The 12,327-nt window shown below is 59.2% G+C and carries 13 protein-coding genes and 1 pseudogene; 8 read left to right on the plus strand and 6 right to left on the minus strand.

Annotated elements, in window-relative coordinates:
* Both DC366_RS17640 and DC366_RS17645 read left to right on the plus strand, forming a co-directional pair.
* Window positions 1–903 (plus strand): multicopper oxidase domain-containing protein (locus DC366_RS17640; protein ID WP_165802954.1); only part of this gene is annotated, 903 nt, incomplete at its 5' end.
* A gap of 29 nt (window positions 904–932) precedes the next feature.
* The gene (locus tag DC366_RS17645) at window positions 933–1,637 is read left to right on the plus strand and encodes a copper resistance protein B (protein WP_165802955.1); all 705 of its coding nucleotides are present in this window, start codon (window positions 933–935) and stop codon (window positions 1,635–1,637) included.
* A 58-nt stretch (window positions 1,638–1,695) separates the two neighbouring features.
* Here the strand turns inward: DC366_RS17645 and DC366_RS17650 are convergent, their stop codons facing one another.
* Window positions 1,696–3,087, minus strand: a complete 1,392-nt coding sequence (locus tag DC366_RS17650) for an ATP-binding protein (protein ID WP_108693513.1) — start codon at window positions 3,085–3,087, stop codon at window positions 1,696–1,698.
* Complete coding sequence (locus DC366_RS17655; protein WP_108693514.1) at window positions 3,087–3,809, minus strand: response regulator; 723 nt, start codon at window positions 3,807–3,809, stop codon at window positions 3,087–3,089. The genes DC366_RS17650 and DC366_RS17655 overlap by 1 nt, the downstream gene beginning before the upstream one ends.
* Before the next feature lie 182 nt (window positions 3,810–3,991).
* On the opposite strand from DC366_RS17655, the gene DC366_RS19725 reads away from it, so the two are divergent.
* The 6 genes from DC366_RS19725 to DC366_RS17675 all read left to right on the plus strand — a co-directional run bounded on the left by DC366_RS19725 (window position 3,992) and on the right by DC366_RS17675 (window position 7,442).
* Window positions 3,992–4,291, plus strand: coding sequence for a hypothetical protein (locus tag DC366_RS19725; protein WP_133176237.1), 300 nt, complete (start codon window positions 3,992–3,994; stop codon window positions 4,289–4,291).
* A 221-nt stretch (window positions 4,292–4,512) separates the two neighbouring features.
* Window positions 4,513–4,878 (plus strand): hypothetical protein, encoded by a 366-nt coding sequence (locus DC366_RS17660; protein WP_108693515.1) that lies wholly within the window; start codon window positions 4,513–4,515, stop codon window positions 4,876–4,878.
* A 52-nt stretch (window positions 4,879–4,930) separates the two neighbouring features.
* A complete protein-coding gene (locus DC366_RS17665) occupies window positions 4,931–5,560 on the plus strand; it encodes an RNA polymerase sigma factor (RefSeq protein ID WP_108693516.1) in 630 nt (209 codons plus the stop codon).
* Window positions 5,561–5,789: 229 nt separating this feature from the next.
* A complete protein-coding gene (locus DC366_RS17670) occupies window positions 5,790–6,098 on the plus strand; it encodes a hypothetical protein (RefSeq protein ID WP_133176238.1) in 309 nt (102 codons plus the stop codon).
* Between the two features lie 470 nt (window positions 6,099–6,568).
* Window positions 6,569–6,790 carry a hypothetical protein gene (locus DC366_RS19730; protein ID WP_133176239.1) on the plus strand — a complete coding sequence of 74 codons (222 nt, stop codon included), beginning with the start codon at window positions 6,569–6,571 and terminating at the stop codon, window positions 6,788–6,790.
* Complete coding sequence (locus tag DC366_RS17675) at window positions 6,783–7,442, plus strand: methyltransferase family protein (protein ID WP_108693543.1); 660 nt, start codon at window positions 6,783–6,785, stop codon at window positions 7,440–7,442. The genes DC366_RS19730 and DC366_RS17675 overlap by 8 nt, the downstream gene beginning before the upstream one ends.
* Before the next feature lie 154 nt (window positions 7,443–7,596).
* Here DC366_RS17675 and DC366_RS17680 read toward each other — a convergent pair.
* From DC366_RS17680 to DC366_RS17695, 4 genes and pseudogenes are all read right to left on the minus strand, one after another.
* Window positions 7,597–8,735 (minus strand): IS3 family transposase gene (locus tag DC366_RS17680; RefSeq protein WP_108693518.1). Its coding sequence is split into 2 segments (ribosomal slippage): window positions 7,597–8,469 and window positions 8,472–8,735, totalling 1,137 coding nucleotides; the frame shifts between segments, so codons are not numbered across the junction.
* 88 nt (window positions 8,736–8,823) lie between these two features.
* A pseudogene (locus tag DC366_RS17685) lies at window positions 8,824–9,364 on the minus strand (transposase); the annotation flags it as partial.
* 129 nt (window positions 9,365–9,493) lie between these two features.
* Window positions 9,494–10,858 (minus strand): NADH-quinone oxidoreductase subunit N, encoded by a 1,365-nt coding sequence (locus DC366_RS17690; protein ID WP_108693519.1) that lies wholly within the window; start codon window positions 10,856–10,858, stop codon window positions 9,494–9,496.
* A complete protein-coding gene (locus DC366_RS17695; protein ID WP_108693520.1) occupies window positions 10,858–12,318 on the minus strand; it encodes a complex I subunit 4 family protein in 1,461 nt (486 codons plus the stop codon). The genes DC366_RS17690 and DC366_RS17695 overlap by 1 nt, the downstream gene beginning before the upstream one ends.
* Window positions 12,319–12,327 lie beyond the last annotated feature (9 nt).

Genomic DNA, 12,327 nt, shown 5'->3' on the forward strand with positions numbered 1-12,327 from the left:
TATGGCATCATTGCCGAATCCATGGGCCGTACGGCCATGGTCCGCGGATCGCTGTCGCCCAAGCAGGGCTATGCCGGCCTTGTTCCGCGGATGCGCCCGCAACCCCTGCTGACCATGGCCGACATGGGCGGCATGATGGACGGTATGGACATGAGTGGCATGGAAATGGGTGCCATGGACCATAATGCCATGACGATGTCCTCGCAAAGCAGCGCTATGCCCGAGGGCATGGACCACAGCCAGATGGATATGTCCGGAGACATGGACGGAATCGATCACAGCCAAATGGACATGTCCGGCACCACAAAGGAATTGGACCACAGCCAGATGGACATGCCCAGCGAGACGAAGGAGATAGACCATAGCCAAATGGGCATGTCCGGCGGCATGACTGGCATGAACCACAGCGCGCGTGACAGCAAGATTGGCGAATTCTACGCACCGGGCAGCGGTCTGATCCCAAGCGCGGCGAATGGCGGCAAGTTCCTGTCCTACAACGATCTGAAGGCACTCCGGCCGCTTTACCGTGATCGCCCGGCGACCCGCACGATTGAGCTGCGCCTGACCGGCAACATGGAGCGTTACATCTGGTCCATCAACGGCGTGAAAATGGATGATGCCGAGCCGATCCGCCTGAAATACGGCGAGCGTGTCCGCTTCAAGTTCGTCAACGAAACGATGATGTCACACCCGATGCACCTGCACGGCATGTGGTCGATCCTCGATACCGGCAAGGGCAAGTGGGACCCGATCAAGCACACGGTCAGCATCGCGCCCGGTACCACCGTCTATACCGAAACCGAGGTCGATGCGACGGGCCAATGGGCTTTCCACTGCCACCTGTCCTACCACGCCGAAGCGGGCATGTTCCGCAAGGTAATCGTCGAAGGTGGCCCGGCATGAACAGCGTTAGCAAAACAAGGATTGAACCGATGAAAACGATCTACCTGCCCGCTCTCGGTTCGGTGCTGGTGTCCATGGCGTGGACGCCGGCGGCGGCCGAGCCGATCATCTGGGGCCTTCAAGCCGAGCAACTCGAATACCGGTTCAACGATGGCGAAGACGCGTTCGTCTGGGATTTCGACGCGCTTGCCGGGTCGGACGAGCTGCGCTTTGTCTGGCGCAGCGAAGGCGAGGTTGGCGAGTCCTCGGGTGACTTTGAGGGGTTGGAGAACCAGCTGCGCCTGCAAATGCCGATCTCGACCTTCTTTGACGCGGTCGTCGGCATTCAGGCCAGCACGCCGGACGGGGCGCCGGACCGTTACAACGCCGTCTTTGGCGTCAAGGGACTGGCACCGCAATGGTTCGAGATCGACGCGGATCTCTATGTGTCGGATCACCCGTTCTTCCGGGTCGAGGCGGAATATGAGGCGCTGCTGACGAACCGCCTGATCCTGACGCCCAGCGTCGAGATGACCTTTCCTCTCAAGGACGATGCCGCCCGCAATCAAGGCGCTGGCGGGCCGACATTCGAGATCGGGGCGCGCGTCAGCTACGACCTGATCGACCGCGCCGTGTCGCCCTATGTCGGCATCAATTACGAGCGGTCTTTCGGGGATACCGCAGACATGCTGCGCGCGGCGGGCGAGGACAAGGACGCGTTCTCCGTCGTCGTCGGCACGCGCATCATGTTCTAACGGGCGCAATGACAAGAGTGCATCCCGCAGGCCTGCGGGATGCGAACCGGGGGACAAGTCAACTCTGGTCGCTGCCCTTTCGGGGCAGAACCAAAGTCGCGATCAACCCACCTTCCGGCCGGTTTTCCAGACGAACATCGCCCCCATGGGCACGCGCAATCGTCCGGGCGATCGACAGGCCCAGCCCCGTCCCGCCGGTATTGCGCGAACGTGATCTCTCGAGCCGAAAGAACGGCTCGAAGACACGCTCCATTTCGGCTTGGGGAATGCCGGGGCCGCTATCCAGAATTTCGATGGCCACAGTTTCCGTGCCGCCCCGAGCAGACACGGTGGCGCCCCCTCCGTATCGCTGCGCATTCACAATGAGGTTGCGCAAGGCGCGGCGCATCGCATTTGGGCGCAGCCGGACATGTATTAGGCCAACATCGCCAATCTCGAAACCTCCGTGCATGTCCTGCTGCAGTTTTTCAAGAAAGTCGCGCATGTCCACCGTCTGAGCTTCCTCTGAGGTGGCCATGCCGCGCGCGAAGGCCAGGGTCCTTTCGACCATGTCCTGCATCTCTTCGATAGAAGAGATCATGCTGACGCGAATATCCTCGTCGTCGACGATTTCGGCATGGACGCGGAGCGCCGTCAGCGGTGAGCGCAGATCATGCCCCAGCGCCGCCAGAACCCTGGTGCGATCGGCAATGTGGCGGGTCAGGCGGTCCTGCATATCGTTGAAGGCCACCGTCAGATCGCGCACTTCGCGCGGGCCCATTGCAGGCAGCGTGCCCGGCGCTTCGCCCCTGCCAAAGCTTTCGGCGGCGGACGCCACGCGCCGCAGCGGCCCCGTCAAACGGCTCAACAAAAACCATATCGCAGCAACCAGCAGCAGAGCGGCGGTGATACCGAAACTAAGGGTCGAGACGAGCGGCCACTGAAGCGGCGGGCGATTGAACCGCGTATCGACGTTCAGCCATCGCCCGTCCTGCAGCCCCACCGATACGGTCATCTCGAGCGTCAGCAGCCCGCCAGGAACCATTTGCAGATGCATATTGGTGCCGTCTGCGTTGATATGGGACATTGGCATCAGCGTCCCCTCGGCCTCGTGCAGTTCGACCCTGATCGGGCGATTGTCCTTTGGCCCCAAAAGCGCGCGCATGCGGGCCTCGACACTGCCACGGTCGACATGATCGAGATGATCGACAGCCGGCTCGGACGTCACATCAAACCGCACCAGAGGCGAGTCAGCCGCGCGCAGGATCGACGCCTGCAGTTCCAGCGGCGCCTCCTCGATGAGACGGGCGACATTCGCAGCGCGTCCCGCCGCTTCGGCCCCGAGGGCCGCGCGAACTGCAAGGCCGCGTTCGTCCACGAAGAGCCACAGGCTGATCGCTTGCGCCAGCATCAGCGCACCGATGATCAGCAGCACCAACTGGCCCCGCAAGCTTCCCAGAAATCTGCGCATCAGCTTGCGTCCTCAACTTCGGCAGACAGGCAATATCCCTCGCCCCGCACGGTCGTGATCAGCTTGGGTCGCATCGGATCCTTTTCGACGCTGCGCCGCAGCCTGCTGATCTGATTGTCGATCGTCCGATCAAACAGTCCGGGCGTTCGCCCAGCAGTCAGATCCAGAAGCTGCTCACGCGTCAGGACAAGGCGCGGCCGCTCCAGAAGGACGGTCAGAAGTTTGAATTCGGACACGGAGAGCTGTGCTTCCACACCCTCGTCATCTACCAGAACGCGGGTGTCGGTATCCAGCATCTGGTGCCCGAACCTGATACGCTTTCCAGTCAATGTTCCCCCAAACACTTCGGGCCGGGCCGAGCGTCTGACGATGGCCTTGATGCGCGCCAGCAATTCACGCGGATTGAAAGGCTTGGCCAGATAATCATCCGCACCGACTTCGAGGCCGACGATACGGTCCATCTCTTCTCCCAAGGCCGTGAGCATCAGGATGGGTATCGAGCCGTTGGAGGATAGACGCCGACAGACAGAAAGTCCGTCCTCTCCGGGCATCATGACATCCAGCACAATAAGATCGAATCGGCTTTTCGCCAATTCCGCATCCATTTCAGACGCATTTTCAGCCTTCGTCACCCGCATCCCGTTCTTCACGAGATAACGGGACACTGCGTTTCGAATTTCAAGGCTGTCGTCAACGACAAGGATATGAGGCACATCTGACATATGGCGTTAGTATAGGTTCTCCGGTGAGATGTATCTGCTACTTGCCTGAAAAATGTAACGAAAAGTATCATAGGGACGCCACGTTACAAGCCGTTACAAAGCCGCCTGCGAGGCCCATTGCGAATGCCTGTGCAATGCTCAATTTGAGGTCATCGACAACGAGAGCAGAAGGAAGCTTCATAATGAAACGCAATATCATCCACGTCTTCGCACTGGCCAGCGCCATTTTCGCAGGCGGCGTTGCCTTGGCAGATTCGGGTTACAGAACAGGCCATCACGAATTTCGTGCGCAGAGCGCCGGATCAAACTCCGGAGTAATGACGAAAAGCAGCGTCGGGCATAACGGCGCTTTCCTTGACGGAAAGGTTAACCCAAACGACGCCGATGTCCACCCCCGGAACATGCAACGGCGCGATATGAGGACGGGACGCGATAGAGAGTACAGTAGCCCGCTGCCTCCGAATGCCGGTAACGACCGCTGAACAAAGAGACACTTTTATGCACGGCGCACAAAACGCGCCGTGCAGCTTAACCCAGAAAGGAATGCGTCATTTCCAAGTGCCACTGTGAGAAAGCAAGCAAAGTTGCCCGCGATCTGCGTATCGCTCTTGGGCACTCGTGACCTTAAATCTGAACCAGATCAAGAAAAGCCACCGATCAGAAGCTAATACTTGAATACGCAATACAAGAAAAGAACGGAAGCATGTTCAGATCAATGCAGAGAAATTGGGCCATTTGGATGCGGGCGGTGACAGTTGCTGCCGCAGTCACGGCCATTCTTGCCTCTGCGTTGGCTGTGTCGCCAAAAATCAATCATCGCGACTTAACCGCGCAACCTGCCGTCGCTTCGGCGGCTGGCGGCGGCGTGATCGTTGACCGCGCCGCGCAGCCCGGGTCCGACAGGAACTGCCATAGCGGGCACAGCTGCATTCTGGTGAATCTGCCTACCAACGATTTGGCTTTGACGCGTTTCGATAGCGCGCCGGAGATCTCCCGAGAGACGGATTTTCTACCATCCGCGGCAGAAAAGATGCGCTTCCATCCGCCGCGAATCCTTTCACACGTCTGACCGCTAGTACCGGATTCCGGTGCTGCACGAAACCATGTGAAAGGAGCGAAACATGTTCGCTGAACCAAGACCCGCAATGCCAGAGGTCTCGCGTTGTGACACCGAGGCAAAACTCATCGAAGGCCGCAACAAGTTTCTCGGGTTTCTTCGCAAACGCCTCAGCTCTGCGCAGGATGCCGAAGATGTTTTTCAGGATTTCTGCGTCAAGGTGCTGCAAAGCCACGCCACTATTAGGAGCGGCGAGCGACTGGATGCCTGGATGGGCATCACCTTGCGGCACACTCTGACCGACTATTATCGGCGTCGGGCGACGAGAAATCGAGGGGCAGAAGCCTATGCAAACGAGGCCAAAATACTGGCGCCGGAGACAGAGGATTTCGATGGCCGCGCCTGCAGTTGCGTTTCTGCCGCGATGCGAAAGCTGGATCCTGCCCAAGCCGAATTGCTGACGCGTCTGGATTTGAGGGACGATTCACGCAAAGAGATTGCGGCTGATCTGGGGGTGAGTCTGAACGCCTTGGGTGTCCGCGTCCATCGAAGCCGAGCTGCATTGAAGACAAAGATTGCCGAGTTCTGCCCGGTCTGCGGCGAAGGCCGGTTTATGCAGTGTGACTGTAACCATTCGCGCAATATACGATCCTTGTCGTCCCCGCCTCAGAGGGAATTGATGCCCCAGATGTAAGGATCTTTCATGCCGCGCGTCTCTTGATCAACAGCAGCTTTTATCGGGAGGTGTCAATGACTGGACCGGGCGAGAGCCGTCGTGAAGCTGATATGCACGATCAGCCGATTGGGCGTCCTGCGGCCCTCAGACGGGCAGGGCGGCATGGTTTCAAGAGCGCTGATGCTTTAACGAGCAGAGCACCTTCGCGGAGAAAGCATCATTGCAGCTCTGTCTGCGGAACATGCTCGTGAAATCACCGAGCAATGCAGATCCAATTCGCGACGAGGAGCTAGGAGCGCTGATATGCGACTGCCTCGACTTGCTCTTGTCGACGCTTCCACCGCAACAGGCAAACGTTGTTCGCGCCATCGATTTGGAAGGGGCGGTGCCCAAATCGGTTGCTGACAAACATGGGCTCAGCCTGAACGAGGTGACCATGCATCTTGCCCTCGGGCGGCAAGGCCTGAAGGATCGGATTGGCGAGATGCACATGATTTGCCGACAGCACGGCGTTGCGGGCTGCGGTTGCCAGTTGAACGGCGATGCAAAAACCTGAGCTGCTTGCTGTCTGTAATGCTGGGCCGCCCGGCGCGTCTTAACTCTATAGAAGTCAATTCCTGATGGAGGATATGAACATGTGCGCGAAGGCGAACACACAAACCGCAATACCTGAACAGAAACAAGGTGGCTGTTGCTGCGAGTCGGCCGTGGATGCGCCGAAAAGTACCGCCGATGAAATTCGCAAACCCGCTGTGGCAGAGGGGCAGGGTGCTTCGGTTAAGGAGAGTGCTGGTGTTCGATCCAAAGGTTGCTGTGGCGGGCATTGATCCGTCCAAGCTCGATCATTTGCACAAGGCTATGAGATTCAAGGAGACCCAACATGACACTTATTCCGTTTATCCTCGCATTTGGCATGTCCCTCTTTCTTGCAGGCTGGGCCGCTCATCGGCGGGCTGAAATCACAGCTTTGGCGAGGGTTATGTGCCCACACAGAAATCCTACAAGCAGATCAAAGGACCTATTCTGATGTTCAGAGAAATCACGGCCGCAACCTCGGCGTTGCTAATGACGACCGCCATAGCAGTCGCTCAGCCCAGGCCCGCATTTTACGCGGTGGATGCGGATGTGGGTAACGTACCGGAACTGTCGCCGAAAGACGTCTCTGTTTTGCGCAGATTTACCGAAGGCGGCGAGTTGCATGGGATGCCAACATTCGGCCGGGATATAGATGGATCAAACCATGAATGAATCGTTTAACCACGCTGGAGCCTGGGGCATCACACTGATCGTTATCGTCTTGGTGTCTTGGTTCTTCTATCGTTATTTCGCGCCGAAGAACTGGCGGGAATGGGTCGGCGCCGGGGTGGTTCAGGCCTTTATCATCGCGCTTTATGCGGAAATGTACGGCTTTCCGCTCACTATCTATCTGTTGGTGCGCTTCTTCGGTTTGGATAGCGAATATGTCAGCGCCAGTCTTTGGTCGACCCTGGTAGGGTTCGGCGAAACCGGCATGCTAATCTCAATGCTGCTAGGCTATGCGCTCGGCTTTATCGGGATAGGTCTCTTTATTCAGGGGTGGCGTCAGGTCCACAAGGCACGAGGCGAAAACCGTCTGGTGACAGACGGTTTGTATGCGTATGTGCGGCATCCGCAGTACACAGGTCTGTTTATTGCTCTGTTCGGAGAAGGCGTGGTGCATTGGCCGACGCTTTTCTCGGTCGGCTTTTTTCCGGTGATCGTGCTTGTCTACACATGGCTGGCTCTGCGTGAGGAACAGCAGGTACTCCAGCAGTTTGGCGAAGCCTACCGCGCCTATCAGCGGCAGGTGCCAATGTTCATCCCTCGTTGGGGCCGCTGGCGTCAACTCGCGGCCGCTTCACGAGACAGCAGTGATGACTAGGCAGCGTGAAGCACTATCTCATGCCGCACGCCCATTGGTTGGACGGGTTGACAACCTCTCCGCTGGTTTATGAGTGGGATGAGCAATATCGAAAGAGCTGGCTCGGTTTGTCTGAGCAGTTTCCGAGCGTTTCGTAAGTGGTTTTCCGCCTTGGTTATGCCGCGACCGCTTGGGGCCGGGGCATGTTGAAGTAAGCCTGATCGGGGGTTTTCCCGTCAAGCGATGAATGGGGGCGTCGGCTGTTGTAGAAGCCGAGATAGCGGCCGATGGAGGCACGGGCCTCCGGGACGCTGGCGTAGGCGTGCAGGTAGACCTCCTCGTATTTGATGCTCCGCCAGAGCCGTTCGACGAAGACGTTGTCGCGCCAGGCCCCTTTGCCATCCATGCTGATTTTGATCTCCCGGCTCGCCAGCACCTTGATGAACTCGGTCGAGGTGAATTGGCTGCCCTGATCCGTATTGAAGATATCGGGGTTGCCGTGGCGCACCAACGCCTCCTCGACGGCTTCGATGCAGAAATCGGCTTCCAGCGTGATCGATACCCGCCATGCTAAAACCCGGCGCGTGAACCAGTCCAGCACGGCGGCCAAGTAGATGAACCCTCGGGCCATGGGAATGTAGGTGATGTCCATCGCCCAGACCTGATTGGGCCGGGTGATCGGCAGTTTCCGCAGCAGGTAGGGGTAGATCTTGTGCCCCGGCGCCGGTTTCGAGGTGTTGGGCTTGCGATACAGCGCCTCGATGCCCATCCGTTTCATCAGCGTGGCGACATGCAGCCGCCCGACCTTGAATCCTTCCTGCACCAGCAGCCCCCGCAACATCCGGCTGCCCGCGAACGGGAACTCCATGTGCAGCTTGTCGATCCGGTGCATCAGCTTCAGGTCGGCATCGGCCACTGGCCGGGGCTGGTAATAGACACTGCCCCGGCTGATCCCCAGAACGATGGCCTGACGGCTGACGCTGAGCCTCGCGGTGTGATCGATCATCTTTTTGCGCTCGGAAACAGACCCGCCTTGCCGAGCGCGCCGGACAAAAAATCGTTCTCCAGCGCCAGCTCCCCGATCTTCGCATGCAGGGTCTTCACGTCGATTGCCGGTTCTGCATCCGACTTTATCGCGGCTCCGAAAACGCCCGTGGCGCCTTCAAGAAGTTGATCTCGCCATTGCTTGATCTGGTTCGGGTGGACGTCGAAATCCTGCGCCAGCTCGATCAGCGTCTTCTCACCCTTGATTGCGGCAACAGCCACTTTCGCCTTGAATGCCGGGCTGTGGTTCCGGCGTGGTCGTCTTGTCATGGTTCTCTCCTTGCTTGCAGCATCATGCTGCTGTTGCGCGGAAAATCCACTTATCCCGGATGTTCAGTTTTCCCGAGCCACCTCTCTTCTTGATGGATGCGTTTTCGTCACGCGTGTTGTGGTTGCGCGGCACCGGCACAATCGTTCGCCATTGTCTCTCGGACCAATGGCGTTACAATGCCTCACCATCCAGTATCTGCCCGCCCCCGGGCGATATAGCCCTGCCGCGCCAGATGCCCGTCAAACTGGTGGAAGAGCCCCTCCACCTGGCCCGTCTGCGCCAGCGACTCGCGATACAGCCACACCGTCTTGGCATCCGGCACTCGGTCCTCAAAGCCAAGCCCCAGAAACTTCATGAAGGACAGCCGGTCACGGACCTGATACTCGATCTGGTCGTCGGAAAGATTGTAAAGCGCGCTCAAGACCAGCGTCTTGAACATCAGCACCGCGTCCATCAGCTTGCGCCCTGCGCGGGACTTGCTGTCTGCATCCGGCTTGCGCCAGACCCGCTCCAGCAAAGGCCGAAACTCCTTCCATGGCACCATGGCGATAATCTCAAGCAGCGGGTCCTTTTTCACGTCCAAATTTGCGTAGCGGTCGGAAAGATCAAAGAAACCCGGCGGCGCCAACACTACATCGCCCAATGTCAGTTCATCCCCGTTTTGTAATGCATCGCCAAGGTCTGGGCAATTTTTAGAGGTGCCCTATAGGTGAAATACTGGCCAGCAGCGGGCGCTAGGTGCCCGCGATTTCGGATCTTAGCCCGGCAGTAAACCCGCCAGAAGTCCCATGCAGAGCGTCAAAACCGCAGTCACGCCGATGACTGCAGTGAGCGCACGGGGCGACGGTTTATCGAAACTCTTCGTGGCCTCCGGTGCAGACTGATACATCGGCACCACGATCCGCAGATAGACACCGAGTGCCAACACCGAGTTGAGGATGCCGATCACTGCAAGCCAGAGATAACCAGCGTCAATAGCCGCTCCGAACAGGTAGACCTTACCGACGAACCCGAATAGCGGCGGGATGCCTGTCAATGACAGCAGAAACACCACCATCGCCACCCCTGCCGCCGGGCGTCGCCGCCCGAACCCGCGGATATCGTCAAGGCCCCGCCCGGCCAGCAGAATGATGGCAAAAGCGCCGAGGTTCATCGCGACATAGGCGGCGCCCAGAACGATCAGCCCGGGTATCGCAAATGCGCTGGTCCCGAGCGCCACAATGCCCATCAGAAAATAGCCCGTTTGCGCGATCGAGGAATAGGCGATCAGCCGCACCAGATTGGTCTGCACCAGCGCAGTCAGATAGCCGTAGGTCATGGTCACAGCCGAGATCATTGCGATCACCAGAGGCCAGTTACTCTCAACCGGCAGATCGCGCAGCACCTGCGCAAAGGCAAAAAGCGCCGCAACTTTGGTGATGACCGACAGATAGGCGGCCACGGAAACGGGAGCGCCATCATAGGCATCGGGCGCCCAAAAGTGGAATGGCACCAGTGACGCCTTGTAGCCGAGGCCCACGATCACTGCGGTCAACCCCGCGATGGCGATCAGGGGCTTGTCCTCCAGTGCGCCGAGGTCTGAGAACAGCGTCGATCCCGCGCCACCGAACCAGAACGTCAGCCCGTAGATCATCACCGACCCGGTCACCGCGCCGAAGACGAGGTATTTCATCCCTGCCTCGGTCGCGGCGTCGTCGCGCGGATAGGCTACAAGCGCAAACGACCCCAACCCGGTCAGCACCACGCCCAACACGAGCAGCATCATGTCGCCACTGCCCGCCAGCATCAACGCGCCTAGCGTGACAAGGCAGAGAAGCGAATAGACGCTGCCTTCACGCTGCTGCCCCGCGATTTCTGCCCGCGCCAGCAACAACGCCATTGCCGTTCCGGGCAGCAATATCAGCTTGGCCCAGCCGCTGAGCAGGTCGATCCGGTAGGTGCCGCCAAAAACGGTGGTATCGGCGGTCAGCAGTGGCAGCGTGGCGAGCGTCGCCACCGCCAGCCCGGCTAGTCCGAACCAAAGCGCCAGCCGTGCCATCCGCACCATTTCGGCAATGAGCATCGCCACGACCGCCAGCGACAGCAGTATCTCGGGGATCAGGAAGGGCAGATCTCGGCCCATCAGAACGACAGGCTCGCCATTGTGGTATGGATCATGTTCAACAGCCACGACGGTGCAACGCCAACAAGGACTGTCAGGAACAACAGCGGCACGATCACCAGCATCTCGCGCCGGCCAAGATCGGGCATTGCGGCCCATTTCTCGTTCGGCTCTCCCAAAAATACTGCGGCGATGGCACGCAAGTACAGTCCGGCAGTGACAACAATAGCGATAATCGCGACCACGGCCCAAGGCTGTGTGTTGAGCGTCGCGAGGAATATCTGAAACTCCGCAGGGAAATGCGCCAGCCCCGGCAGGCCAAGTGAGGCGAAGGCCGACACGACGAAGGCCCATCCAAGCCACGGCACCCGGCCCAGCAACCCGCCGAAATCACCCATGTCGCGGATGTGGGCGCGGTCTTGCAACATGCCCACAAGAAAGAACAGCGCCCCAGTGACCAGTCCGTGGCTGATCATCTGCAAGGCCGCGCCATCGAGCGCAACCACCCGGATCGCCGGATCGCTCGCAAGTGCCGCCACAGCCACGCCCATCACCACATAGCCCATGTGGTTCACCGACGTATAGGCGATCATCTTCTTCAGATCGCTTTGCGCAAGCGCTGCAAACGCACCGTAGAGCGCGCTGAACACCCCGAAGGCAAGGATCACAACACCCGCCCGCGTGAACGTTTCGGGCGTCATTTGCAGCGCAAACCGCACGAGACCATAGGTCCCGAATTTCAGCATCACCCCGGCCAGGATTACGCTACCCGCCGTAGGCGCCTGGACATGTGCGGCAGGCAGCCAGGTGTGTACCGGAAAGGCCGGGATCTTGACCGCGAAGGTAAACAGCATCGCAATCAACGCCAGCATCGCGCCCAAACCGGCAAGCGGAGGGGCGTCGATCCAGGCCCGCATGTCGAACGTGCCGCTGCTCAGATACAGTCCGATGATCGCGAGCAACAGCGGCAGTGAGCCGAGCAGCGTGTAGAGAAAGAACATCAGCGCCGCGCGCTGCCGGTCTTCATAGCCCCATCCCGCGATCATGAAATACATTCCAACCAGCGAAACCTCGAAGAAGACGTAGAAGAGCAGCCCGTCGAGGGCCATGAAGCTGCCGAGCGAGGCGGTTTCCAGCATCAGCATCAGTACGACGTAGCTTGGCACACGTTCGCTGATCCGCGCCGAATAGATTGCCGACAGCAGGAACAGCAGAGACGTGAGCAGCACCAGCGGCAGGCTGAGCCCATCCAGCCCCAGGCGGTAGGCGGCCCCGATGGCCGGGATCCAGGCGATTTCCTCTACCTGCGCGAAGCCGCCCGGCACGATTCCGCGCGACCAGATTGCAAGCGTGATCAAAAAGACCAGCCCCGTCACCGTGATCGAAAGACCGTGAGCCACCCGGGCCGATCGGACTGGCAACGCTATCAACGCCAGCCCGCCCAAAATCGGCAGGAAGGTGGCAATGGTCAGTAGCGGCATTGGGGTGGC

The sequence above is a fragment of the Pelagivirga sediminicola genome (assembly GCF_003072125.1).
Lineage (GTDB): Bacteria > Pseudomonadota > Alphaproteobacteria > Rhodobacterales > Rhodobacteraceae > Roseovarius > Roseovarius sediminicola.